Annotated in this window: 28 protein-coding genes; 27 read left to right on the top strand and 1 reads right to left on the bottom strand. The window is 36.2% G+C overall.

Annotated elements, in window-relative coordinates; all coding sequences use genetic code 11:
• The first annotated feature begins 77 nt into the window (after positions 1-77).
• From deoC to ACFCYN_RS01245, 15 genes are all read left to right on the top strand, one after another.
• Positions 78-743, top strand: a complete 666-nt coding sequence (gene deoC / locus ACFCYN_RS01315; protein ID WP_375947046.1) for a deoxyribose-phosphate aldolase — start codon at positions 78-80, stop codon at positions 741-743.
• Between the two features lie 139 nt (positions 744-882).
• Positions 883-1,287, top strand: a complete 405-nt coding sequence (locus tag ACFCYN_RS01310; RefSeq protein ID WP_375947044.1) for a cytidine deaminase — start codon at positions 883-885, stop codon at positions 1,285-1,287.
• Between the two features lie 120 nt (positions 1,288-1,407).
• Complete coding sequence (locus tag ACFCYN_RS01305; protein WP_375947042.1) at positions 1,408-2,592, top strand: NupC/NupG family nucleoside CNT transporter; 1,185 nt, start codon at positions 1,408-1,410, stop codon at positions 2,590-2,592.
• A gap of 113 nt (positions 2,593-2,705) precedes the next feature.
• Positions 2,706-3,338 (top strand): AmiS/UreI family transporter, encoded by a 633-nt coding sequence (locus ACFCYN_RS01300; RefSeq protein WP_098118936.1) that lies wholly within the window; start codon positions 2,706-2,708, stop codon positions 3,336-3,338.
• A gap of 177 nt (positions 3,339-3,515) precedes the next feature.
• Entirely contained in the window at positions 3,516-5,720 is a 2,205-nt protein-coding gene (locus ACFCYN_RS01295; protein WP_172446436.1) for a S8 family serine peptidase, read from the top strand.
• A gap of 261 nt (positions 5,721-5,981) precedes the next feature.
• The gene (locus ACFCYN_RS01290; RefSeq protein WP_098118934.1) at positions 5,982-6,206 is read left to right on the top strand and encodes an AtpZ/AtpI family protein; all 225 of its coding nucleotides are present in this window, start codon (positions 5,982-5,984) and stop codon (positions 6,204-6,206) included.
• A gap of 2 nt (positions 6,207-6,208) precedes the next feature.
• Complete coding sequence (locus tag ACFCYN_RS01285; protein WP_098118933.1) at positions 6,209-6,589, top strand: ATP synthase subunit I; 381 nt, start codon at positions 6,209-6,211, stop codon at positions 6,587-6,589.
• 1 nt (position 6,590) lies between these two features.
• Entirely contained in the window at positions 6,591-7,325 is a 735-nt protein-coding gene (gene atpB / locus ACFCYN_RS01280; protein WP_375947038.1) for a F0F1 ATP synthase subunit A, read from the top strand.
• Between the two features lie 81 nt (positions 7,326-7,406).
• Entirely contained in the window at positions 7,407-7,622 is a 216-nt protein-coding gene (atpE, locus tag ACFCYN_RS01275) for a F0F1 ATP synthase subunit C (RefSeq protein ID WP_098118931.1), read from the top strand.
• A 174-nt stretch (positions 7,623-7,796) separates the two neighbouring features.
• The gene (atpF, locus tag ACFCYN_RS01270) at positions 7,797-8,321 is read left to right on the top strand and encodes a F0F1 ATP synthase subunit B (protein ID WP_098170530.1); all 525 of its coding nucleotides are present in this window, start codon (positions 7,797-7,799) and stop codon (positions 8,319-8,321) included.
• Entirely contained in the window at positions 8,318-8,857 is a 540-nt protein-coding gene (locus ACFCYN_RS01265) for a F0F1 ATP synthase subunit delta (RefSeq protein WP_098118929.1), read from the top strand. The genes atpF and ACFCYN_RS01265 overlap by 4 nt, the downstream gene beginning before the upstream one ends.
• A 22-nt stretch (positions 8,858-8,879) precedes the next feature.
• Positions 8,880-10,388, top strand: coding sequence for a F0F1 ATP synthase subunit alpha (gene atpA / locus ACFCYN_RS01260; RefSeq protein WP_097974902.1), 1,509 nt, complete (start codon positions 8,880-8,882; stop codon positions 10,386-10,388).
• 85 nt (positions 10,389-10,473) lie between these two features.
• A complete protein-coding gene (locus tag ACFCYN_RS01255) occupies positions 10,474-11,328 on the top strand; it encodes a F0F1 ATP synthase subunit gamma (RefSeq protein ID WP_172446434.1) in 855 nt (284 codons plus the stop codon).
• A gap of 63 nt (positions 11,329-11,391) precedes the next feature.
• Positions 11,392-12,804: a F0F1 ATP synthase subunit beta gene (atpD, locus tag ACFCYN_RS01250; RefSeq protein ID WP_172446433.1), complete on the top strand. Its 1,413-nt coding sequence runs from the start codon at positions 11,392-11,394 to the stop codon at positions 12,802-12,804.
• Between the two features lie 82 nt (positions 12,805-12,886).
• Positions 12,887-13,288, top strand: coding sequence for a F0F1 ATP synthase subunit epsilon (locus ACFCYN_RS01245; protein ID WP_172446432.1), 402 nt, complete (start codon positions 12,887-12,889; stop codon positions 13,286-13,288).
• Between the two features lie 643 nt (positions 13,289-13,931).
• Here ACFCYN_RS01245 and ACFCYN_RS01240 read toward each other — a convergent pair.
• Entirely contained in the window at positions 13,932-14,555 is a 624-nt protein-coding gene (locus ACFCYN_RS01240; RefSeq protein WP_098118924.1) for a TetR/AcrR family transcriptional regulator, read from the bottom strand.
• 226 nt (positions 14,556-14,781) lie between these two features.
• Between ACFCYN_RS01240 and ACFCYN_RS01235 the strand changes: the two genes are divergently transcribed.
• From ACFCYN_RS01235 to ACFCYN_RS01180, 12 genes are all read left to right on the top strand, one after another.
• Positions 14,782-15,426 carry an HlyD family secretion protein gene (locus ACFCYN_RS01235; protein ID WP_373604959.1) on the top strand — a complete coding sequence of 215 codons (645 nt, stop codon included), beginning with the start codon at positions 14,782-14,784 and terminating at the stop codon, positions 15,424-15,426.
• 12 nt (positions 15,427-15,438) lie between these two features.
• Positions 15,439-17,211, top strand: a complete 1,773-nt coding sequence (locus ACFCYN_RS01230; RefSeq protein ID WP_172446431.1) for a DHA2 family efflux MFS transporter permease subunit — start codon at positions 15,439-15,441, stop codon at positions 17,209-17,211.
• Positions 17,212-17,602: 391 nt separating this feature from the next.
• On the top strand, positions 17,603-17,971 hold the full coding sequence (locus ACFCYN_RS01225) for an NADH-quinone oxidoreductase subunit A (RefSeq protein WP_056469320.1): 369 nt from the start codon (positions 17,603-17,605) through the stop codon (positions 17,969-17,971).
• Positions 17,962-18,480 carry a NuoB/complex I 20 kDa subunit family protein gene (locus tag ACFCYN_RS01220; RefSeq protein ID WP_088041662.1) on the top strand — a complete coding sequence of 173 codons (519 nt, stop codon included), beginning with the start codon at positions 17,962-17,964 and terminating at the stop codon, positions 18,478-18,480. Before ACFCYN_RS01225 ends, ACFCYN_RS01220 begins: the two co-directional genes overlap by 10 nt.
• Complete coding sequence (locus ACFCYN_RS01215; RefSeq protein ID WP_375947033.1) at positions 18,477-19,739, top strand: NADH-quinone oxidoreductase subunit C; 1,263 nt, start codon at positions 18,477-18,479, stop codon at positions 19,737-19,739. The genes ACFCYN_RS01220 and ACFCYN_RS01215 overlap by 4 nt, the downstream gene beginning before the upstream one ends.
• 8 nt (positions 19,740-19,747) lie before the next feature.
• Positions 19,748-20,848, top strand: a complete 1,101-nt coding sequence (locus ACFCYN_RS01210; RefSeq protein WP_172446429.1) for an NADH-quinone oxidoreductase subunit D — start codon at positions 19,748-19,750, stop codon at positions 20,846-20,848.
• Positions 20,848-21,849 carry an NADH-quinone oxidoreductase subunit NuoH gene (gene nuoH, locus ACFCYN_RS01205; RefSeq protein ID WP_172446428.1) on the top strand — a complete coding sequence of 334 codons (1,002 nt, stop codon included), beginning with the start codon at positions 20,848-20,850 and terminating at the stop codon, positions 21,847-21,849. Before ACFCYN_RS01210 ends, nuoH begins: the two co-directional genes overlap by 1 nt.
• Before the next feature lie 31 nt (positions 21,850-21,880).
• Entirely contained in the window at positions 21,881-22,300 is a 420-nt protein-coding gene (gene nuoI / locus ACFCYN_RS01200; RefSeq protein ID WP_098118918.1) for an NADH-quinone oxidoreductase subunit NuoI, read from the top strand.
• Positions 22,297-22,815, top strand: coding sequence for an NADH-quinone oxidoreductase subunit J (locus tag ACFCYN_RS01195; RefSeq protein WP_375947030.1), 519 nt, complete (start codon positions 22,297-22,299; stop codon positions 22,813-22,815). The genes nuoI and ACFCYN_RS01195 overlap by 4 nt, the downstream gene beginning before the upstream one ends.
• Complete coding sequence (gene nuoK / locus ACFCYN_RS01190; RefSeq protein WP_172446426.1) at positions 22,812-23,126, top strand: NADH-quinone oxidoreductase subunit NuoK; 315 nt, start codon at positions 22,812-22,814, stop codon at positions 23,124-23,126. Before ACFCYN_RS01195 ends, nuoK begins: the two co-directional genes overlap by 4 nt.
• A 17-nt stretch (positions 23,127-23,143) precedes the next feature.
• On the top strand, positions 23,144-25,000 hold the full coding sequence (nuoL, locus tag ACFCYN_RS01185; RefSeq protein ID WP_375947028.1) for an NADH-quinone oxidoreductase subunit L: 1,857 nt from the start codon (positions 23,144-23,146) through the stop codon (positions 24,998-25,000).
• Positions 24,997-26,505, top strand: a complete 1,509-nt coding sequence (locus ACFCYN_RS01180) for a complex I subunit 4 family protein (protein ID WP_172446424.1) — start codon at positions 24,997-24,999, stop codon at positions 26,503-26,505. The genes nuoL and ACFCYN_RS01180 overlap by 4 nt, the downstream gene beginning before the upstream one ends.

The raw sequence follows: 26,505 nt of genomic DNA, 5'->3' as shown, positions 1-26,505 counted from the left end.
CGGTGTTATAGTAAAGACATATTCTTAGTAAATAAATTTTAACAAATAAAAATTAATCATTAAGGGAGCGAATTTATATGAATTACGCAAGTTTAGTAGATCACACATTATTACGCGCAGATGCAAAAAAAGAAGAGATTGCAACATTAGCTAAAGAAGCGAAAGAATTTAGCTTTGCATCTATCTGTATTAATCCTACTTGGGTTTCATATGCAAGTGAATTATTAAAAGATTCTTCTGTGAAGGTATGTACAGTAATTGGTTTCCCTCTAGGAGCAAATACTCCAGAAGTTAAAGCATTCGAAACAAAAAATGCAATTGAAAATGGTGCTGGAGAAGTTGATATGGTTATCAATATTTCTGCATTAAAAGAAAAAAATGATGAATTAGTTGAAAGAGATATTCGTTCAGTTGTAGAAGCAGCTAATGGTAAAGCTTTAGTAAAAGTAATTATTGAAACTTGTCTTTTAACTGACGAAGAAAAAGTTAGAGCATGTGAATTATCAGTAAAAGCTGGTGCTGACTTTGTAAAAACTTCTACAGGATTTTCAACTGGTGGAGCAACAGTAGAAGATGTTGCTTTAATGCGTAAAACTGTTGGAGCAAACGTAGGTGTTAAAGCTTCTGGTGGTGTTCGTAACTTAAAAGATGTAGAAAACGTAGTGGCTGCTGGTGCTAACCGAATCGGTACAAGTTCAGGTGTTAAAATCGTTCAAGGTGAAGAAGCAAACACAGCTTATTAATTTCTAAATAATTTTAATATAAAAAAAAGTGAGTGAGTTATTGCTCTTTAGCTCTTCCGTTGGTAATATGGTAAAGCGAAGACAAAACTCACACACTTTAATAAATGAATTACCTAACAATTGTTAAAGGGTGATAAATATGAATACACAAACATTAATTAGTGAAGCTTTAAAGGCTCGTGAAAATGCATACGCTCCTTACTCGAAATTTAAAGTAGGTGCAGCGATTTTATTGAATAACCAAACTGTTTACACAGGTTGTAATGTTGAAAATGCCTCTTATGGACTAACAAATTGTGCAGAAAGAACGGCTATCTTTAGTGCAGTAGCTGCTGGAAACACCTCAGCAAAAATTGAATCAATCGCGATCGTAGGAGACACTGAAGGTCCAATTTCACCATGTGGTGCATGTAGACAAGTAATCGCAGAATTTAGCGATGAAAACACAAAAGTATTCTTAACTAACTTAAAAGGCGATATTGCTGAAACAACGGTTAAGGAATTACTTCCAGGATCATTTAGTTCAAAAGATTTAGAAGGCTAATCCTTGTCTGACATCTAACTTCTAAATGATGTCTGACATCCAACAAATATAAAAAGTTGTGTTCGTTTTGAAAGCGCTTATATTAAAAAATAAAATTTATTGGATTTTCGGGGGAGAAACATGAAATATATTATAGCTCTTATTGGACTACTAGTTGTTTTCGGTCTGGCTTTCGTTGCTAGTAGCGATCGTAAAAAGATTAAATATCGTCCATTAGTAATCATGATCGTTATTCAAATCATTTTAGCTTTTGTACTATTAAATACTGAAGTAGGCTTATTCTTAATTAAAGGAATTTCAAACGGCTTTGGAAAGTTATTAGAATATGCTGCAGAAGGTGTGAATTTCGTATTCGGCGGAATGATCAATGCGAACGCTGCTCCTTTCTTCACAGGTGTATTATTACCGATCGTATTTATTTCTGCTTTAATTGGTATTTTACAATATACTAAAATTTTACCGTTCGTAATCAAATATATTGGTTTAATTTTAAGCAAAATCAATGGAATGGGTAAATTAGAGTCTTACAATGCGGTAGCATCTGCAATTTTAGGACAATCTGAAGTATTCATTTCAGTTAAAAAACAACTTGGTCTTTTACCAAAGAATCGTTTATATACACTTTGTGCATCTGCAATGTCAACTGTATCTATGTCAATCGTAGGTGCATATATGACAATGATTGAACCAAAATATGTAGTAACTGCAATTGTCTTAAATTTATTTGGTGGATTTATTATTTCATCAATTATCAATCCTTACACTGTAACACCTGAAGAAGATATCTTAACTGTACAAGAAGAGGAAAAACAAACATTCTTCGAAATGCTAGGCGAGTATATTTTAGATGGATTTAAAGTAGCGATTATCGTTGCAGCAATGTTAATTGGTTTTGTTGCATTAATCGGTGCAATCAATAATATTTTTGATATGATTTTTGGAATCTCATTCCAAGGAATTTTAGGATATGTTTTTGCTCCATTCGCATTTATTATGGGTGTACCATTTAAAGAAGCAGTGGATGCAGGTAGCATTATGGCGACTAAGCTTGTCTCAAATGAGTTCGTAGCGATGATGGATTTAGGGAAAGCAAGTAAACACTTCTCAGCTCGTACATTAGGAATTGTTTCAGTATTCCTTGTATCATTTGCTAACTTCTCATCTATTGGTATTATTGCTGGAGCAGTTAAAGGATTACATGAAAAACAAGGTAATGCGGTAGCTCGTTTCGGTTTAAAATTATTATTTGGTGCAACATTAGTAAGTGTTTTAACAGCTATTATCGTTGGTATCGTTTTAAATTAATTTAATTCAAGCGTTTGACTTCGATCAAGCGCTTGTATTTTTTTTCTAATCTTAATCTAGGAGGGTTGAGTTAAAAAGTTGATCTTGAACAATTTTCTTTTTAACATTTCACTATGGGAACTGTAGGTTTGCTTTTATCTGGCGCAACTCTATTTTTAAATAGTCTTGTTTTATTAAATAAAGCGAATGCCAAAAGTGCAGCTTTATTAAATTTATTTGTTGGTACAATACAGGTTGTTTTTCCTTTTTACCTATTAATGCACTTAGGTGCTGGAAAATGGGAATTATTTAATACTGCGAGTATTTTCTTTTTTGGTATTACTTATTTATATGTTGGATTTACAAACCTAAAAGACTTTAACGGAACGGGTTTAGGATGGTTTTCTCTTTGGGTTTCAATCATGTCTGTTCTGTGGGCATTTGTGAATTTTGTTATGATCCATGATGTTGTCAACGGTCTATTATGGGTTATGTGGGCATATTTATGGTACTTATTCTTTGCTGGATTAGTATTAGGAAAGAAAATTGAACGTTATACAGGAATCGTTGCAATGATTCAATCATGGACTACAATTACTCTTCCTGCATTTTTTATGCTTTTAGGAATTTGGCAAGATGCAATGATTTCAAAAGTTTGGATTGTAGTTTTAAGTGCTGCTATACTGTATTTTGTCATCCATGAAATTAAATCATTTGTGACAAATAAAAGATTTAACTTATTTAACCAACCTGAATTAAAAAATTAATGATTATTCATAAAGAAAAGACTAACTTTGGTGAGCTAATTGCTTCACCTAGAGTTAGTCTTTTTTCGTTTTGAAAAATTTACAGATTCTAGAGAAAATTACCTTTATATACATGATTGGACGATTAGTGAGAAAGCTAAAAAGAAAAATATCTATATAAAGGAGAACCAAACTTGAATGAAAAATTACTTTCTTAAAATAATGATTTGTTTAGTTTTTTTGCTGATACCGTTTAAAAATTATGCTGTAAATGCACATGAAGAGCAAAAACAAGTAGCCTTAATTTCAATTAAAGATGGCATGATCACACAAGCATTAAAATATATTGGGGAACGCTTCCCAAATGTAAAAATAAGACAACAATATACTGAAACTTATTATGGTCTTTCTGTGTCAGGTTCTCTTGAAGAGCTATCACAGTTAGCCAAGTTGCCACTAGTACAAGATATGCATTTTGTAACAATTTATAGAGCTCATTTAGAAGATAGTATCCCTTTTATAGGGGCCGATGAAGCTCAGCTTTATAAGGACAAAAGGGGAAGAAAGATTACTGGCGAGGGTGTTAAAGTAGGGATCATTGATACTGGAGTTGATTACAAACATCCAGATTTGAGATCGAACTACGGTGGGGGATATGACACAATCGACTTAGATAAGGATCCGATGGAAACTAAGCTTGAAGAAAAGAGTACGTTTCACGGTACACATGTGGCCGGCGTAATCGCAGCAAATGGGAAAAGAAAAGGCGTCGCACCAAAAGCGACAATCTATGCTTATCGTGCACTAGGTCCTGGTGGTGTTGGTACTTCTGAGACTGTTATGGCAGCGATTGAGCGAGCAGTGAAGGATAAGGTAGATATTATAAATTTATCATTAGGAAATGATGTAAATGGACCGGATTGGCCTACGAGTATTGCTCTAGATAAAGCTGTAGAAAAAGGTGTACTAGCAATTACTGCTGCTGGTAACTCTGGACCAGGATTATGGACTGTTGGTTCACCCGCTACAGCTTCAAAAGCTTTAACAGTTGGTGCGAGCTATCCACCTGTACTTTTCCCGTCAATCCATGTGAAAAATAAAGAAACGATTATTAGTCCTATGATTGGCTCAGTTAAATGGGGTAAAGGGTTAAATGGCCGATTCGTATTTAAAAAATATGGAGAAAAAAGTGAGCTTAAAAGAGTTAAAGATAAGATCGTCTTATTAGAAAGAGGTAAGCTTACGTTTACTGATAAAGTGAAAAATGCTCAAGATGCCGGAGCGAAGGCTGTAATTGTTTATAACAATGTTGATGGAAATTTCATCGGCCAAATCAAAGGAAAGCTTACGATTCCTTCAGCTACTATTTCAAGAAAAGATGGTTTAATGATTAAAAAAATCATCGAAAAAGGCAAGGTAGAAGCTAAAAGCGGAAGTGAAAAAAAGGTGGATGTTCTAGCAGATTTTAGCTCTAGAGGACCTGTAACTGGTACTTGGCAAATGAAGCCGGATTTGTTAGCACCGGGTGTACAAATAAAAAGTACAATTCCAGGCGGTTATTTAGCACTTCAAGGAACGAGTATGGCAAGTCCACATGTTGCTGGAGCAGCTGCTTTATTAAAACAATTGCATCCTGATTGGAGTATGGATGATTTAAAAAGTGTACTTGTTAATACGGCAACACCATTATATAAGAATAATAAAAAGTTGTATCATGCGTACGAACAAGGAGCTGGAAGATTAGATATAGAAAAAGCTTTAGAGACAGAAACGACTTTATTTCCAATGTCACTATCTTTCGGAGTAACTAAAAAAACAGATGGATTAGTAAAGAAAGATTTTGTCGTAAGAATTTCAAACAAATCAAATGCGCCAAAACAAATTACAACTATAAATAATCAACCGGCAACTGGAATACAATGGGTAATACCAAAGCCTTTTACAATACCAGCTCGCACAAGTAAAAAGATAACTTTAAGCGCTACAGTTAATACAAAGATTTTAAAGGATGGCTTTTACGATGGGGCGATTACATTTAACACAAACGATGAAGAGAAGTTAAGAATGCCGTTTTTATTACTACAAGGAGAACCAAATTTTCCGTCAGTAATGGGATTTCACTTTGGAAGAGTTAAAGGTAAAAATCGTTACAAATATGAATTGTATTTACCAAGTAAGGTTGAGGAATACAAGATCGCCGTTTTCGAATCAGAAACATTTCGTTTATTAGGAGTAATTGATGAACAGAAAAATAGTAAGAGGGGGATTATCAAAAAAGAATTAGTTTTAAAGGAATTTCCTAAAAATGGTATTTATAAGTTTGTAATATTCTATAAACGTAAACAATATGAAAGTGCAACTGAATCATACGTTAATGTCGCGAAGATTTACGTAGAAGACTAAAAATTGGTAAGTAATTTTTAATAGTTTTTTAATTTAGGTAATTGACACTTTTTTGTAACATATTGTATGCTTAACATGAATGTTTAAAAGGGTTTTCATTACATGTAAATACTATGTTATTAAAATTTTTTGAACGTTTTGTGAACAATTTGTGAACGTTTTCAATGTTTAGAGATTTTAGGACACAATTGTTGTAGAATAAACCATGATAAGACTTTTGGCAATTTTTTGAGAATGAAAATTGACATGGAGGGATTTTGTATGAAAAAAAACAATCAACATCCTCTTAAAGCAATGACACTCATGTCTTCAATTTTAGCTCAACTTGTCGGTTCTATTCTCATCGGAATCTTTCTAGGAAGATGGATTGATTCATTTTTTAAATGGCCAGTACCAGTATTTATGATCATATTTTTATTGTTAGGTCTTTTTACTGGCATTTATGGCACGCTCAAAATAGTTAAACAATTTACACCAGGGGACTAGTTATGCAAAAAGAACAATTAAAACGCTTTGTACGAGATATGTTGTATATTATTGCTTTATCCGTTTTAGGTTGGGCTTTTACCGACTATAAAACGATTTTCACAGGTTATATTCTCGGAACCGTAACTAGCTTTTATTGTATATGGATTCTACACAGAAAGATAAATACCTTCTTTGACCGAGTTTTAAAGCAACAAAAAGTTCGATCTTTAGGTACTGTAATTTGTCTTTCAGCGGTGGCTCTAACAATGGTCATCGCGCTTCGGTATGAAAACTTTGTGAGCATACCGGCACTAACTGCGGGACTAATGACAGGACATCTTGTCATTATGATACATTTTGCAATACATCAAACGTCTTTTGCAAGGAAGAGAGGTGAATAAATTGGAACACGAAGCTAAAGGTTTTAATTTTATTGGTTTAGATTTTACGTATACAAATGTTCTAATGACAACCATTGCTGCAGTAATCGTCTTTATCATCGCAGTTACATGCGCTAGAAGTCTACAAATACGTCCGTCAGGAAAACAAAACTTTTTTGAGTGGATTATTGACTTCGTTAAAGGCCTTATCAACAGTACAATGGATTGGGAAACTGGTGGTCGCTTCCTTACACTAGGTGTGACATTACTTATGTACATATTTGTTTCAAATATGTTAGGTCTACCGTTCGATATCTCGATCGATGGAAGCTCAGTTTGGAAATCACCTACATCAGACCCAGTCATTACTTTATCATTAGCAATCTTTATAGTTGGTTTATCACATTATTATGGTATTAAAATGAGAGGCTTTAAGGCTTACGGAAAAGGGTTTTTCCAGCCGATGGGATTCTTGTTTCCATTAAAAATTATTGAAGAATTAGCGAACACATTAACGCTAGGTCTTCGACTTTACGGTAACATTTACGCAGGGGAAGTATTATTAGGTTTACTTGCAACAATGGGTACACATGCATATGCGGATAGTGTAGGTGCAGGTGTGATTTGGACAATCGCGGCAGCAATACCGATGATTGTTTGGCAAGGATTCTCTGTATTTGTTGGTTCAATCCAAGCGTTTATCTTCGTAATGTTAACGATGGTGTACTTGTCACATAAAGTGGCGGACGAGCATTAAACAGCTCACTTGAATTTGGTAGTTAGATTAAAATTATTATAAAAAATATATTTCTTATGATTAAGAAGGAGGAAATTTAAAATGGCTTTAATAGCAGCGGCAATCGCAATAGGTTTAGGTGCACTAGGTGCAGGTATTGGTAACGGTTTAATTGTATCACGTACAGTAGAAGGTGTTGCTCGTCAACCAGAATTACGTTCAACTCTTCAAGCTTTAATGTTCATCGGGGTTGCATTAGTTGAGGCACTTCCAATCATCGCAGTAGTTATCGCATTCATGGCATTTGGTAAAGCTTAAGATCATACAAATTATTAAAAAAATGGCGAAGTTTGTGTTCACATTTACTTCGCCATTCCTTTATGACACTCAGTTTTGAAGGATTCCTTTTGAAAGTTAAGTCCAAGTCGGTAAGAGATTAGGGCTATGTTATAAAAAATAAATAAATACAACCCTTGAAGGGAGTGAAAGCTTGTGTTAAACGGATCACAATTCGTATTAGCTGAGGCAGGACATGGTGTACCTTGGGGCAATGTCGTGTTTCAATTAGTAATATTTCTAATTTTACTTGCTCTTCTGAAAAAGTATGCATTAGGACCTGTAATGGGAATTATGAAACAACGTGAAGATCACATCGCTAATCAATTAGATTCAGCTGAGAAAAACAACGCAGATGCAATGAAACTAGTTGAAGAGCAAAAGCAAGAGTTAGTTGCTGCTCGTACAGAAGCTCGCGAGCTTCTTGAGAAAGCTAGAAAGCAAGCTGATGTACAACGTGAAGAAATCGTTGCAGCAGCAAAAGCAGAAGCTGAAAACTTGAAAGAAAGCGCTAAACGTGAAATTACTCGTGAAAAAGAGCTTGCAGTACAATCAGTTCAACAACAAGTTGCTTCATTATCTGTATTAATTGCTTCTAAAGTACTTGAAAAAGAAGTGAAGTCTGAAGACCAATCTGCTATTTTTGATCAATATCTTAAAGAAGTAGGCGAAGCTAAATGAGTAACGAATTAGTTGCAAAACGCTACGCAAACGCTCTTTTTGAATTAGCTACTGAACAAAATTTAGTAGAAACTGTTGAACATGATTTACAAGTAGTGAAAAAGGAATACGTAGAAAACTTAGAATTAAATAAGTTTTTACAACATCCTGGAATCACAAAAGAAAGCAAAAAGTCTGTCTTAAATGACACATTTGCTTCAATTTCTGAAACGGTATTAAATCTAGTTTGTTTATTAGTTGATCGCCAACGCTTAAGCACTATTTCTAATTTAGTAACTGAGTATGTAAAAATTGCGAATGAAACTCGTAATATTGCAGATGCAACAGTTTACTCTGTAACGGCATTGTCTTCTGAAGAACTAGAGAAAATTGGAGCGTTATTCGCTTCTAAATTAGGTAAAAATTCAATACGTGTGAAAAACGAAATTGACCCATCATTAATCGGTGGTTACAAAGTGCGTGTTGGAAACCGTATTTTTGACGGCAGCTTAAAAAATAAACTTGTTCGAATCGAACGTGAATTAATCGCAAAATAGTTTGTAGATAGGGGTGAAATGCATGAGCATCAAAGCTGAAGAAATCAGTGCGCTGATTAAAAAGCAAATCGAAAATTACCAAACTGAAATAGAAGTTAGTGATGTTGGTACAGTTATCCAAGTTGGTGACGGTATCGCTCGTGCTCATGGTCTTGACCAATGTATGTCTGGAGAGCTAGTTGAGTTCTCTAACGGCGTTATGGGACTAGCACAAAACTTAGAAGAAAACAACGTAGGTATTATCATCTTAGGACCTTACACAGGCATTAAAGAAGGCGACGAAGTTCGTCGTACTGGACGCATCATGCAAGTACCAGTTGGTGAAGCATTAGTAGGACGTGTTGTTAACTCATTAGGTCAACCAGTTGATGGTTTAGGCCCAATCGAAACGACAAAATCTCGTCCAATCGAAAACGCTGCTCCTGGCGTAATGGCACGTAAATCAGTACATGAGCCATTACAAACAGGTATCAAAGCGATCGACGCTCTTGTACCAATCGGACGTGGACAACGTGAGTTAATCATCGGTGACCGTCAAACTGGTAAAACAGCTGTTGCAATCGATACTATCCTTAACCAAGCTGACCAAAACATGATCTGTATCTATGTTGCAATCGGTCAAAAAGAATCAACAGTTCGTGGACTTGTTGAAACTTTACGTAAGCATGGCGCTTTAGATTACACAATCGTTGTAACTGCACCTGCTTCATCTCCAGCTCCAATGTTATACTTAGCTCCTTTCGCTGGTGTAACTATGGGTGAAGAGTTTATGTACAATGGTAAACACGTATTAGTAGTATACGATGATTTATCAAAACAAGCGGTAGCTTACCGTGAGCTTTCATTACTATTAAAACGTCCTCCAGGTCGTGAAGCATATCCAGGGGATGTATTCTACTTACACTCTCGCTTATTAGAGCGTGCAGCTAAGTTAAATGATGAGTTAGGTGGCGGTTCATTAACTGCATTACCATTCATCGAAACTCAAGCTGGTGATATCTCAGCTTATATTCCAACAAACGTAATCTCAATTACTGACGGACAAATCTTCTTACAGTCTGACTTATTCTTCTCTGGCGTACGTCCAGCGATCAATGCAGGTCTTTCTGTATCACGTGTTGGTGGTTCAGCGCAAACTAAGGCGATGAAATCAGTAGCAGGTACGCTACGTCTTGACTTAGCGTCATTCCGTGAGCTTGAAGCATTTGCTGCGTTCGGTTCTGACTTAGATAAAGCAACTCAAGCTAAACTTAACCGTGGTGCTCGTACAGTTGAAATCCTTAAACAAGGTTTACACAAACCTTTAAAAGTAGAAAAACAAGTAACTTCTTTATATGCACTAACACGTGGTCACTTAGACAGCGTAGCAGTTGAAGACATTACTCGTTTTGAAGAAGAAATGTTAGCTTGGATGGACGTTAACGCTAAAGGTCTTTTAGATGCTATTCGTGATACTGGTAAATTACCAAACGAAGCTGACCTTGACGCTGCAATCACAAGCTTTAAAAAGAACTTTATTGCTTCTAAATAAGAAGGCGATTTAAATATCTGGATTTGAAGGATCGGGCTCTAGCTCGTCCTTCATTTAACTGTTTACCAAAAGGTGGTGAAAACCTGTGGCATCATTACGCGATATAAAAACAAAAATTAATTCAACAAAAAAGACAAGCCAAATCACAAAAGCGATGGAGATGGTTTCTGCTGCGAAATTAAACCGTGCTGAACAAAACTCAAAGCAATTTGTTCCTTACATGGACAAAATGCAAGAGGTAGTTGGTAGCGTGGCAAAAGGTGTAAACAGTAGACATCCGATGCTAGTAACTCGTCCAGTTAAAAAGACTGGTTACATTGTCATCACTTCTGACCGTGGTTTAGCTGGTGCATTTAATAGTAACGTATTACGTGCGGTAACTAATACAATTAAAGATCGCCATAAATCGAATGATGAATTTGCAATTATTGTACTAGGTCGAGTTGGACGTGACTACTTTAAGCGTTTAGGTTACCCAATCGTTGAAGAGGTTCTTGGAATTCCAGATCAACCTTCATTCGATGATATTCAAAAATTTGCTAATCGTACAGTTCAAATGTACACTGACGGCATTTTTGATGAGCTTTACTTATCATATAACCATTTCGTAAGTAAAATTTCTCAAGAGGTTTCTGAGAAAAAGCTATTACCTTTAACAGATATTGACACAGGTAAGGCAACAACTAATTACGAATTTGAACCATCTGATGATGAAATCTTAGAAGTTTTACTGCCTCAATATGCAGAAAGCTTAATCTTTGGTGCATTATTAGACAGTAAGGCTAGTGAACACGCTTCACGTATGACAGCGATGAAAAGTGCAACTGATAACGCGAAAGAAGTTATTAGTAAGCTTACTCTTCACTATAACCGTGCGCGTCAAGCAGCAATTACACAAGAAATTACTGAAATCGTCGGTGGAGCAGCAGCACTTGGCTAATCTGCTTACGACGGCTATATAAATTGATCGGCTTTTAATGAAACAATGCTAGGAGGAAAAGCGATGAGCAATGGTATTATTACTCAGGTATTAGGACCGGTTGTAGACGTAAAGTTCGAAAACGGCCAATTACCACAAATATATAATGCGTTACGTGTTCGTAAAGAAGCGGGCGACGCAAACGAAGTAAACATTGATTTAACATTAGAAGTTGCTCTTCACTTAGGTGACGATACTGTTCGTACAGTTGCAATGGCTTCAACTGATGGATTAGTACGTGGAATGGAAGCAGTTAACACAGGTAAACCAATTTCGGTTCCAGTTGGTGACGCTACATTAGGACGCGTATTCAATGTATTAGGTGACAACATTGACTTAAACGAAGAACTTGGAGAAGACGTACGTCGTGACCCAATTCACCGTCAAGCACCTAAATTTGAAGAATTAACTACAAAAGTAGAAATCCTTGAAACTGGTATCAAAGTAGTAGACTTATTAGCTCCTTATATCAAAGGTGGTAAAATCGGTCTATTCGGTGGTGCAGGTGTAGGTAAAACTGTATTAATTCAAGAATTAATTAACAACATCGCACAAGAGCACGGCGGTATCTCAGTATTCGCTGGTGTAGGTGAGCGTACTCGTGAAGGTAACGACTTATACCATGAAATGAGCGATTCTGGCGTTATCAAGAAAACAGCGATGGTATTCGGACAAATGAACGAACCACCTGGTGCACGTCAACGTGTTGCCTTAACTGGTTTAACAATGGCTGAATATTTCCGTGATGAGCAAGGACAAGACGTGTTATTCTTCATCGATAACATCTTCCGTTTCACTCAAGCAGGTTCTGAGGTTTCTGCCCTATTAGGTCGTATGCCTTCTGCGGTAGGTTACCAACCAACTCTTGCTACTGAAATGGGTCAATTACAAGAGCGTATCACTTCAACAAACAAAGGTTCTGTAACTTCGATTCAAGCGATTTACGTTCCTGCCGATGACTATACGGATCCAGCACCAGCTACAGCGTTCGCTCACTTAGATGCAACAACAAACTTAGAGCGTCGTTTATCTGAGATGGGTATTTACCCAGCGGTAGATCCATTAGCATCTACATCTCGTGCATTAAACCCAGAAATCGTTGGTGAAGAGCACTATGAAGTAGCTCGTCAAGTACAATCAACTTTACAACGTTATAGAGAACTTCAAGATATCATCGCAATCTTAGGTATGGATGAGTTATCAGAAGAAGATAAATTAGTCGTAGCTCGTGCTCGTCGTATTCAATTCTTCTTATCTCAAAACTTCCACGTTGCTGAGCAATTCACAGGACAAAAAGGTTCTTACGTGCCAGTTAAAGAAACTGTTAGTGGATTCAAAGAGATCTTAGAAGGTAAATACGATACTCTTCCAGAAGATGCATTCCGTTTAGTTGGACGCATTGAAGAAGTAGTAGAAAAAGCAAAAACATTAGTATAATAATTGTCTAATCGAAAGGCTTGTTCATCATTTATTTGAATGAACTTGATTAGCTCACGAAGCTAGACAGGAGGAGTTCACTATGAAGACAATGAAAGTCAGTATCGTCACTCCTAATGGACCGGCTTATGAAGGCGAAACAGAATTCGTTAGCACGAAAGCAACTAGCGGTGAGCTAGGTATTTTACCTGGACACATTTCAACTGTGGCACCGCTAGCAACAGCACCTGTTAAAGTAAAAACACCAACTGGAACAGATCACGTTGCAGTTAGTGGCGGATTCATTGAAATTCGACCTGAAGCCGTTACAATATTGGCTCAATCTGCTGAAGCATCAACTGAAATCGATGTTGAGCGTGCAGTAGAAGCAAAAAAACGTGCAGAAAAACGTCTACAAGAAAGACGTCCTGACACAGACATCAAACGCGCTGAACTTGCTTTGCACAAAGCAATGAACCGTTTAAACGTAGCACAATATAAGTAATTTGAAAAAGAGCCCTTTTGCGGCTCTTTTTTTGTTGTGGTGTTTTTGTATGCTTGTGGTTAAGTAGTGTTGATTTTGATGTAAGAAGGGGACATCGTAAATAGAAATTATCTTATGTTGTTGTAAGCAATCCAAAAACGATAATAAAAGCGTCTATAAATCAAAGTGAGATTGCTAAAAAAGTTTTTCACTCAGAGTTACTTTATAAAAAGGTTGAAGAACTAGAGTTAAAATTTAAAACAGATCTTTATACACAAAAAGAAATAAGGAAGTTGGCTAAACTATTAATAAAACAACACCAGCTTTTAGATCAAAATATATTAGACAAGTACAATATTAGTAGTGCTGAACTTCTTACTGGAGTAATTTGTACTAATTGTAGTCAGTTCACTATGGAGCGTGATAAAGGAAATTGAATTTGCAACTATTGCCTACATGAATCAAAAGAGGCACATATAGGTGCATTGGTTGATTATCTTTTTTTAATTGGAAACACGATAAAATATAAACAAGCTAGAGACTTTCTTCATATTCCCTCTATCTATAACGCTTCAAGACTCCTATCAAAACTAAACCTCACAACCTCAGGAACAATAAAAGACAAAAGCCACTATTTAGACGAGTTATCTCAACAATCTTCTTATTAAATATTTTCTAGTCCTGCAGTCGGTAAGATTCCGTTTCTTGAGATCTTTAGTAAATACTCTGCCATGTGTTTTTTTGAGTAGGGCATGTCATTTTCAACCCAGAATGAGATTACGCTTAGAGTTGCGCCGGAAATATAACTTACTAGCAGGTCGCTAGGTACTTGGAATTTATTCTTTTTTGGTTGAATGAATTTGATGCCTGTTTCGAATGCTGTTGCTAGTACATCATAAAGTCTTCTTCTAAATAGATTTGGTCCTTGTCTCCTAAGCAGGACTTTGTAGAAGTAGCTGTTTTTTTCGACATGTTCGAATAGATGGTAGTAAGACTGCAGGGTCATCTCTTCAAGATTGTTCTGGTTTCCGTCATACATACTGAAATTAACATTTTTCATTGCTTTGTCTAAATCAACAAGTTTTTCTCTAACAATTTGTCGGACCATTTGGTATTTGTCTTCGTAGTGGCTATAAAAGGTTGCTCTGTTAACGTTTGCCTTTTTTGTGATATCTTGAACGCTGATTGATTCGAAGTCTTTATTATCAGCTAATAGATTAATTAGTGCATCTTGTAAAAGTTGTCTAGTTCGAACGACGCGGGGGTCGAGATTATTTTTTATGGACATTTTAAAACTCCTTTATTAAATAACTTTAATAAAATAAACAATGAATAACTAAAGTGTTGTTTAAACAACAAAATTAGGATTATTAACGGTTGAGTACGTTTCTAAATCAATTATAATTAAAAACTATGAGAAGTAAAACGACAAAGTGTTGTTTTACTTTTGTTACCTATATAGAGAGAAACGATTAAAAATTAGGAGGATTTTATTTATGGGGAACATGAAGAAAATGGTGTTTGTTAACATAATTACTTTAGTCATATTAGTTGCTGGTGGATTTGTCGGTTATTACTATTATGATCAATCTACAAGTTATATAAAAACGGATAATGCAAAAATAGATGGACAACAAATTGTTATTTCATCTCCTGCTGCTGGTAAGCTTGATTCTTGGTCAGGTTCATTTGGTAAAACATTTTCACCAAACCAATCAATCGGTAAAGTTTTAACTGCACCTCAAGCTGCTGGTGACACAGCTCATGAAGTTTCGGTTTCAGTGCCAACGAACGCTACAATTGTTCAAACAAATGCAATTAAAGACCAATTAGTTGCTGCAGGTTCAACACTTGGTTACGCATATAACTTAGATAATCTTTGGGTTACAGCAAATATTAAAGAGACTCAAGTTGAAGATGTGAAAAAAGGCCAAGAAGTTGATGTGTATGTTGATGCATATCCGGATACTACATTAACAGGAACTGTAGAGTCTGTTGGTTTAACTACTGCTAATACATTTAGTTTACTACCTTCTGGAAATTCTAATGCAAATTATACGAAAGTGGAACAGGTTGTCCCAGTAAGAATTTCTTTAGATCATAACAAGTCATTTGAAATTGTTCCAGGAATGAATGCTTCTGTTCGTATCCATAAGTAAGGAGGAATTTCGATGTCTACTGGAATGATCATAGCATATGGAGGGTTTTGCTTAATTGTTTTCTTTATTATTAATCGAATTGCTTTAAGAAATAAAGATAATAATTCAAAAATAGATCAAAGAAAAGAAACAGTTCAAAAAGAAGAATTTACTAAAATAGAAAAAACTGAAGAAGTTAAGAAGAAACCAGTTACAACTGAATCGAATGAAAAGCAAAGCTTTAGTATGGGTAAAGTTTTGACGGTGCTATTACTTGGGATGTTCGTGTCTATTTTAAATCAAACATTAATAAATGTTGCTTTACCGAAGTTGATGGCTGATTTTAATGTTACAACTTCGACTGCGCAATGGCTATCTACTGGATTTATGTTGGTAAACGGTATCTTAATTCCAGTTAGTGCTTATCTAGTTGAAACATTTACTTATCGAAAGTTATTTATCTTTTCAATGATTGCCTTTACGGTTGGTTCAATTATTTGTGCTCTTTCAGGTAATTTCCCAATTATGATGGTTGGGCGCGTAGTACAAGCGGTCGGAGCAGGTATATTAATGCCTCTTGGTATGAATATCTTTATGACGATTTTCCCACCTGAAAAGCGTGGAGCTGCAATGGGATTAATGGGGATCGCAATGATCCTGGCACCAGCTATTGGTCCAACAATAACTGGTTATGTAGTTCAAGATTATTCTTGGCATTTCTTATTCTATGGAATGGCTGTGTTTGGTGTCATTGCAATCATTCTAGCTAATGCTTGGTTCCGTATTTCACGTAAACGTTCATTCCCAACTTTAGATATTTTGGGAGTGCTAAGTTCGTCACTTGGATTTGGTAGTTTATTATATGGTTTCAGTGAAGCTGGTAATGAAGGCTGGGGTAGCACAGAGGTAGTCCTATCATTAGTGATTGCGTTTATAAGCTTAGGATTATTTGTGTGGAGAGAATTAACGGCAAAACAACCATTAATTAACTTAAAAGTATTTAAATCCTTTTCTTTTTCTTACACATTATTAATTAATTTAATCGTTACAACAGCTTTATATGGAGGGATGATTTTATTACCTCTATATTTACAAAACATCCGTGGTTTTACGCCAATAAAAGCAGGTTTATTATTGCTACCTGGTTCATTAATTATGGGTGCACTTGGACCGCTTACTGGTAAATTATTCGATAAATATGGAATCCGTCCTTTAGCGATTTTTGGACTGCTTATTATGACTTTTACAACTTATGAGTTCACAAAATTGTCTATTGATACACCATATTTAAAAATTATGTTCTTCTATACTTTACGTTCATTTGGTATGTCATTTATTATGATGCCAATCATGACTGCTGGTTTAAATAAGTTGCCAGTTAAGATGATTACTCATGGTACTGCAACTCAAAATACATTGCGACAAGTGGCTGGTTCGGTAGGTACGGCAATCCTTGTTACAATTATGACGACTCAAACGACAAACCATTTGGCGGACTTTTCAAATGAAGTGACTTCAACGAATTCCTTCATTATGGATTGGGTTCATCACACAGGCGCGCAGTTAGCGGGTGCGGCTGGATTAAGTTCTGCACAGGGTGGAGCATTAGCAGTTACGACGCTATATAGCCAGGCATCTAAATTAGCATCAATTAGCGGTATTAATGATGCATTTATTTTCGCAACTGCATTATCTGGTATTGCTTTAGTTCTTTCATTTTTTATGGGAAGTACAAAAAGTAGAAAGTTTGCACAACCTAAATCTAAAAATCAAAATAAGCAATCTTCAGAAACGATTGCATCTTAAATATAAGCCAGCTCAATTTTTTGAGTTGGTTTATTTTTTTTCTTCGACAATTATCACTATTTTTTAATTTGTGGAAATTGTGAATAACTTTCTGTGGATTTGTGGATAACTCCTATACTGATATAAAATTTTCGATAGTAGAATCAGTGGCGAAAACATTAGAAATTTATTAGAACGACGTACTTTAATGATAATTAGAGAATAATGGAATTTATTTTCCAACTATATTATCAATTTTAGGATTAATGGCAATAAATATCGACACGTTTTTGTCACATTTGTTATAATGGATACGATTACAAAACTGAATAGTAAAAATTAATGAAAAATACATTATATTTATAATAAGTATATAATGTAGAGCTCTGTAGTTAGGGGAGGGACAAGTTTCGTGAATGCTTATTTAAATAATTACGTGATCGTAGTCGTGTTTCTAGTTATTGGGATAGCGCTTCCAGTTGTTGCACTTTCAGTGATAGGGAAAATTTTAAGACCAAACGTACCAACTGAAGCGAAGGCAACGACGTATGAAAGTGGTATTGAACCATTCCATGATGCGAAGGTTCGTTTCCACGCTGGGTATTACATATTTGCACTATTATTCGTTATTTTTGATGTTGAAACTGTTTTCTTATATCCGTGGGCTGTAGCATATGATCAATTAGGACTTTTTGCATTTGTGGAGATGATTATCTTTATCCTTATGTTACTGTTGGGACTTATTTACGCTTGGAAGAAGAAGGTGTTGAAATGGTTATGAAGCTAGATGGAATTTCTGTTGCTGAGATGGAGGAACTCCAAAAAAATATTTTCTTCACTACTTTGGAAGAAGTGAAGGCATGGGCAAGGAGTAACTCGTTATGGCCATTAACATTCGGGTTAGCTTGTTGTGCAATTGAAATGATGGGTGTAGGTTCATCACATTATGATTTAGACCGTTTTGGATCGTTTTTCCGTACTTCTCCTCGTCAATCTGACTGTATGATTGTTTCTGGAACTGTTACGAAAAAGATGGCTCCAATTGTGAAACGCTTATATGACCAAATGCCTGAGCCTAAATGGGTAATTGCAATGGGTTCATGTGCAACTGCTGGTGGACCATACGTTAACTCGTATGCAGTCGTTAAAGGAGTTGACCAAATCATTCCTGTAGACGTATATATTCCTGGATGTCCTCCGAATCCAGCTGCGTTAATTTACGGTATTAACAAATTAAAAGAGAAGATTCGTTACGAGGCTAAAACTGGAAAGCAGGTGACGAATAAATGAGTGAAGATAAGTCTAAAGAACAACTAAAGAAAGAAGCGGCTGAGCGGGCGAAAGAAGCAGCTAGACGAAAAATGGAACAGTTAAAGGCGGAAAAAGAAGGCGCGGATAACAGTGGTGTCCAAAAAGAAGAAGCTTCTCTAGTTGAAAAGCCAGCCGATGAAAATCAAATAAAACAAGAAGAAACAACAACTGAAGATGAAAAAGCGAAAGCACTTGCACTAGCGAAAGCAAAAGCAGTTGCAGCAGGGGAACAAGAAATAGAACCAGCTTCAGAAGATGAAAAGGCAAAAGCACTTGCACTAGCGAAAGCAAAAGCAGTAGCTGCAGCAAAGGCAAAGGCAGCAGCAATCGCGAAACAAAAAGCAGCAGAAGCAGGGGAGCAAGCAGAAGAACCAGCTTCAGAAGATGAAAAGGCAAAAGCTTTAGCATTGGCAAAAGCAAAAGCAGTAGCGGCGGCAAAGGCGAAGGCAGCGGCATTAGCTAAACAAAAAGCAGCTGAAGGTGGAGAAGCTCCATCAGACGGTGCAGATGATGAAAAAGCGAAAGCAATTGCAGCAGCAAAGGCAAAAGCAGTAGCGGCAGCAAAAGCGAAGGCAGCAGCATTGGCAAAACAAAAAGCATCAGGTGGAGAAGACACAGCAAGTGCTGGCTCTGACGATGACGCGGCAAAAGCGAAAGCAAAGGCAATTGCAGTTGCAAAGGCGAAAGCAGCGGCAGCATTAAAAGCGAAAGCAAAAACAGGCGGTGCTACTGAGGCTCCAGCTGAAGAAGCAAAAGCTTCTCATAATCAACCATTATTGGATGAAGTAAAGGCATTAATTGAAAAAGAGTTCGGCGCAGAAGTGATTGAGGAAGCAACAATCAATACACTTTCTAAACATGATCCATCTTTTACAATCAAAAACGATGCTTATTATAAAGTGGCAGAATACTTAAAAAATAATGACGAGCTTCAATTTACTTATTTATCTGGGCTACATGGAACTGATTTTGTTGAGTACATGGAGGTTTACTCTTACATCTATTCATATAAACGTAAACATGGAATCGCTTTAAAAGTTAGAGCAGATCGCAATCAGCCGATTGTCGATAGTATAACTCCAATTTGGGAAGGGGCAAACTGGCCGGAGCGTGAGACATATGATCTACTAGGCATTCAGTTTGAAGGACATCCAAAATTGGAACGTATTTTACTGCCGGAAACTTGGGTTGGCTACCCACTTAGAAAAGATTATGTTCAATTTGACGAGGGGGTGTAGGATAAGCCATGATTCGTACTGAAGAAATGCTATTAAATGTCGGTCCTCAGCATCCTAGTACACACGGTGTATTTCGTCTTGTGTTAAAGATTGATGGAGAGATCATTAAAGAGGCGACGCCAGTCATCGGTTATCTACACCGAGGTACAGAAAAAATCGCTGAAAATCTTCAATATACACAGATTATCCCTTATACAGACCGTATGGACTATCTATCGGCAATGACAAATAACTATGTTCTCTGCCATGCTGTTGAAACAATGATGGATATTAAGGTTCCAGACCGCGCGGAATATTTACGTGTAATCTCAATGGAGCTAGGTCGAGTTGCTAGTCACTTAGTTTGGTGGGGTACAAATCTTCTAGATATTGGGGCAGTTAGTCCATTCCTTTATGCTTTCCGAGAGCGTGAAATGATTATCAATCTATTAAATGAATTATGTGGGGCGAGACTTACTTTTAACTATATGCGTGTTGGTGGAGTTAAGTGGGATGCTCCAGATGGATGGATTGAAAAAGTAAGAGAATTCATTCCTTATATGAGAGAGCAGTTAAAGGGTTATCATGATTTAGTTTCAGGTAATGAAATTTTTATCAATCGCGTAAAAGGCATCGGTGCATATTCACAAGAAGATGCGATTAACTTCTCACTAAGTGGTGCTAATCTACGTTGTACGGGCGTTAAATACGACCTACGAAAAGATGCTCCATATTCTATTTACGACCGTTTTGATTTCGATGTACCAGTAGGAACGGTTGGAGATGCATGGGATCGTTATATGTGCAGAATGCTAGAGATTGAAGAGTCATTAAAGATTTTAGAACAAGCTGTTGAACAATTCCCTGCTGAAGGTGATATTTTAGCAAAAGTTCCTAAAATCATTAAAGCTCCTAAAGGTGAAGGATACGTAAGAATCGAGTCACCACGTGGAGAAATTGGTTGCTATATTGCGAGTGATGGAAAAAAAGAGCCTTATCGTTTGAAGTTTAGACGACCATCATTTTATAACCTGCAAATTCTTCCAAAGTTATTAAAAGGTGAAAACATCGCAAACTTAATTACTATTTTAGGTGGCATTGATATTGTACTTGGGGAGGTAGACGGATAATGATAGAAAATCTTCTACAAAGTACACCGTCTTGGATTAATTTTCTCATCTATTTAGGTTTAGGCGTTATTTTTCTATTTGTAGTTTTAGGGTTCGTTACGTTTGGTATTCTGTCAGAACGTAAAGTAATGGGATTCATGCAAGGGCGTATTGGTCCGAACCAAGTTGGTGGACGATTTGGTTTACTACAAACTGTTGCTGACGTATTAAAACTTCTTTTAAAAGAAGATACGATTCCAAAGGCAGCAGATAAACCGTTATTTATTTTAGCTCCAATCATCGCATTTGCACCAGCGTTTATGGTATTAGCAACATTACCTTTTACAGAAAATTTGCAGTTTGCTGATATTGGTGTCGGGTTACTTTATTATATCGCCGTTTCAGGGTTAACAACTGTTGGTGTTGTTACAGCAGGTTGGGCATCGAATAACAAATACTCACTAATCGGTGGTATGCGTGCAGCGGCACAAATGATTTCATACGAAATTCCGTTAGTAATGAGTGTATTAGGTGTAATCCTATTAACAGGAAGCTTAAATTTAAATGATATTGTTAATGCTCAAGATAATGTATGGTTCATTGTAACTCAGCCGATTGCTTTTATCGTTTTCTTAATTGCAGCAGTTGCTGAATTAAATCGTACACCTTTTGACTTACCTGAAGCAGAATCAGAGTTAGTTGCAGGTTATCATACGGAGTTTTCAGGTTTCCGTTGGGCGTTCTTTATGCTTTCGGAATATGTATATTTCTTTGCAATGTGCTCATTAATTACAATTCTATTCTTAGGTGGATGGAAGCCGATTGCAGGTCTAGACTTTATTCCTGGAGCTGTTTGGTTCTCTTTAAAATTTAGTGTGATTTTATACTTATTAATTTGGTTCCGTGTAACGTTCCCACGTTTACGAGCTGACCAATTAATGGAGTTCGGTTGGAAAGTACTGTTACCAGTTTCATTAGCAAATATTTTAATAACTGCTTTAGTAAAAAGCTTATTCTTCTAAACAAATCGACCAATCTAAAGGGGTGTGAGTCATGATTGGGTTAGTAAAAGGATTAAAGTATACTCTTCAAAATTTAACGCGCGAGAAAGTAACATATGATTATCCAAATCAGCCGATTCCGTTACCAGATCGCTTTCGTGGTATTCAAAAGTTTTATCCAGAAAAATGTATTGTTTGTAACCAATGTTCGGCAATCTGTCCAACAGACTGTATTACATTAACTGGGAAAAAGCATCCTGATCCTGCGAAAAAAGGAAAAATTATCGACACATATGATATCAATTTCGAAATTTGTATTTTATGTGATTTATGTACAGAGGTTTGTCCTACAGAAGCGATTATTATGACGAATAACTTTGAGCTTGCAGAGTATTCACGTGATGAGCTATTTAAAGACCTTCAATGGCTTGATGAAAATGATCAAAACATTCGAAAGGAGAATAAAGCATGAGTGGTTTTGTAGTTGCTTTCTTTCTTCTTTCTTTAGCTGCCATATTAGGCGGAGTAATGATGTTAAACTCTACGAAAGTAATGCACATGATGCTTTCACTTGTATTAACATTCATTAGTATTGCAGGGGTTTATGTTCTTTTATCAGCGGAATTTGTGGCGGTTGTTCAAATTCTTATTTATTCAGGTGCAGTAACGATCTTAATGATTTTTGGAATCATGTTAACAAAGCATGATATTGAAAGTGAAAAGCCAAAAAGAAACTGGAGAAATATTGCTGCATTTGTTGGTATTGTTGCATTTGGAGCTGTTATGTTTTTAGGTGTAAACGGTCTTTCAATCGACGCTTCAGATGTTGATTTAGCAACAAACAATACGAAAAATATTGGATTACAATTGTTTTCAAATCACATCGTGCCATTTGAAGTAATGTCTGTATTATTACTAATTGCTTTAGTAGGTGCGATTATTTTAGCAAAATCAGATGATTCAAAAGAGGAGGGTACGAAGGAATGAATTCAGTTCCAATTAATGCTTATCTTCTTTTAGCGCTTATCTTATTTTGTATCGGATTATATGGTGCACTAACAAAGCGAAACACAGTAATCGTGTTAATTTGTATCGAGTTAATGTTAAATGCTGCAAATATTAATTTAGTGGCATTCAGTAAACTTGGTGTGGCACCGTCTTTAACAGGACAAATTTTCTCATTATTTACGATTTCAGTTGCGGCTGCTGAAGCTGCAGTGGGCGTTGCAATTTTAATTGCATGGTATCGTCATCGTCAGACAGTCAATATCGATGAAGCTGATTCATTGAAAAGATAATTAGGAGGTGGAATTTGATGATGCAGTATGCTTGGCTTGTTCCGGTACTTCCGCTAATTTCGTTTCTAATCCTAATATTAGCTGGTACAAAAGGAAAGAAAGGTAGTGGGATTTTAGGGGCAACTTTAACAGGAATCTCATTCATCATCTCCTTGTTCGTCTTATTTGACCGTCTACAAGGGGATACAGTGCAGAAATTATATACTTGGTTAACAATTGGTAATGTCGATATTCACGTTGGATATGTAGTAAATGCACTAAATTCGTTAATGTTAGTAATTGTTACGTTTGTTAGTACATTAGTACATATTTATTCTACTGCTTATATGGAAGACGACGACCGTATTACGGTATTCTTTGCATATTTAGGTTTATTCACATTTGCGATGCTAGCACTTGTCATTTCACCTAGTATTCTACAACTTTATGTATTCTGGGAGTTAGTAGGTCTAGGATCATTTTTACTTGTTGGTTTCTACTTCTACAAAGAAGAAGCAAAAGCAGCAGCTAAAAAAGCGTTCATTATGACTAGAATAGGGGACGTTGGTTTATTTATTGGGATGGTCCTATTATTTTGGAAAACAAAGAGCTTTGACTTCGATCAAATCTTCCATGTAATCCAAGGAGGACAAGTGAGTACTGGTATGTTAACACTTATTGCCATTTTAATATTCGTTGGGGCAATGGGGAAATCAGGTCAGTTCCCACTTCACACATGGCTTCCTGACGCGATGGAAGGTCCGACACCAGTTTCTGCATTAATCCACGCAGCAACGATGGTAGCAGCCGGTGTTTACTTAGTAGCTACGACTTATCCAATTTTTATCGCTAGTGGAACTGCTTTAACTGTTGTTGCGATTGTTGGAGGATTTACTGCTATTTTTGCAGCAAGTATTGGTCTAGTACAAAGAGATATTAAGCGTGTACTTGCCTATTCTACAGTCAGCCAACTAGGTTATATGATGCTTGCATTAGGTGTTGGGGGATATACAGCAAGTATTTTCCACTTAACTACGCATGCATTCTTTAAAGCTTTATTATTCTTAGCTGCTGGAAGTGTAATTCACGCAGTACACACTCAAGACATCTTTAAAATGGGCGGATTACGCCACAAAATGAAGTGGACATCTGCACTATTCCTAATCGGTACTTTAGCGATTACAGGTGTACCGTTACTATCTGGATTCTTTAGTAAGGATGAGATTATAGCAGCAACTTGGGAAAATGGAAATTACGTTTTATTTGTTGTCGCTTTAGTTGCAGCATTCTTTACTTCTTTCTATATGTTCCGCTTATTCTTCTTAGTTTTCACTGGTGAAGAAAAAACAAAAGGTGCACACGAATCACCAAAATCCATGGTTATTCCAATGTCACTATTGGGTATCCTTGCAATTTTTGCGGGTTATATTAATACGCCATTCTTTGGACGCCACTTAAATGACTTTTTATTAAATGGTGTTCCATTTAAAATCACTGAACATAGTCATGAACCGGTTTGGATTATGATCGTAGCAACACTTGTTTCTTTAGCGGGTATTACACTTGCTTACAATATGTATGGAAGAAATGCTCAGCAAACTAATCAAGAAGAAAACGGATTATTCCATGAAATTCTTCTTAATAAATATTATGTAGACGAATTATATAGCGTAACGATCGTAAAGGGTATGTTTGCAATCGGTCATGTAATGTTTGTAATTGAGCGTTTTGTAATTGAAGGGCTTGCAGTTTTAGTAAAAGGAATTGTAAGTAGTATCGGTGGAATTGGTTCAAGACTTCAAAGTGGTCAAGTTCAAACTTATGGATTTATTACACTACTTGGTCTAGCACTAATTTTACTAGCAATTGTTGTGACAGGGGGGTACAACTTATGATGTCGAGTTTCTTATTATGGGTTGTTTTCTCACCTTTATTAGGATTATTACTAGTTTCATTCGCTCCAAAAAATTCTTATAAGCTTTGGGCATTAGCGACTTCAGTATTATCATTCGCTATTACAATACTTGCCTATACGGCAGGTCATAATCATTCTAGTTTAAAAGACTGGAATATTTCATACGATTGGTTCTCGTTTGGAAAAATCTTTGCGGGTTCGACTAGATTGTTTCAAGTGAAATTTGAACTTGGCGTAGATGGTTTATCATTAGTGATGATTTTACTAACTGGTATAATCTCATTAATCGCTGTGATAGCTGGTTATTCAATTAATAAAGGCTCAAAAGGCTTTTACCAATTATTATTCATCCTACAAGTAGGGATGTTTGGGGTATTTACGGCTCAGAACTTAGTGTTATTCTTCTTATTCTTTGAATTAACGCTAGTTCCGATGTTCTTCTTAATTGGAAAATGGGGCCGATATGATAGTGAGCGTGCAGGTTACCAATTCCTAATTTACAACGGATTAGGTTCTGCGTTCTTATTATTTGTTATAGCTGTCCTGTTTGCTCGCACTGGTACAACTAATTATGCAGTGTTAGCAAATATCATTCCGTCGGGCCAACAGACAATTAGCCCAATTTCAGATCATTTAAAAATGGTTTTATTAGTTTGTTTATTAATCGCATTCGCAATTAAACTACCGTTATTCCCGTTCCATCGATGGATGGTGAATGTACATACTCAGGCAAATCCTGCTGTTGTAATCATTCACGCTGGGATCCTTTTAAAAATTGGAACTTACGGTTTAATTCGTTTTGCATTAGGTATTTTTCCAGAGCAATTTGACAAAATGTCGACTGCCCTTGCGATTATTGGTGTAATTAATTTACTTTATGGAGCTTATATTGCTTTAATTCAAAAGGAATTACGTTCTGTATTGGCTTACTCAAGTTTCTCGCATATGGGGATTGTTATGATTGGATTAGCGGCGATGAATAGTGCCGGAATTCAAGGAGCTATTTTGCAATCAGTATCTCACGGTTTAATTGCAGCATTACTATTCTTAATAGTTGGTATGCTAGAAAACCGAGGTGATTCTACTAGCTTTGATCGTATTTCTGGGTTATCTAAATTAACTCCTAGATTAGCTGGATTATTACTTTTTGGTGGTATGGCATCTCTAGGTTTACCTGGTCTATCAGGTTTTGTAGGGGAATGGTTGTCATTTGTTGGTCTATTCCAAAGTCATAAAGCAATTGCAACAGTTGGTACATTAGGTATCATTTTAACTGCAGCATATATTTTAAGAGCAATTTTACAATTATGTTTCGGTAAAAATAGTGACTTTATTTCATCATTCACTGATCTATCAAAACGCGAAGCAATCGCATCAGTTATTTTGGTCCTTGCGATTGTCCTGCTTGGTGTATACCCAGCATTCGTAAATAATATGATCGTGTCATCAGTGAATTTTATCATTCAAGGGATTAGAGGTGTATAG

The sequence above is a fragment of the Gottfriedia sp. NPDC056225 genome, assembly GCF_042267765.1.
GTDB lineage: Bacteria > Bacillota > Bacilli > Bacillales > Bacillaceae_G > Gottfriedia.
Note: the sequence above shows the minus strand (reverse complement) of the source record. Positions and strands in the feature narration are given on the sequence as shown.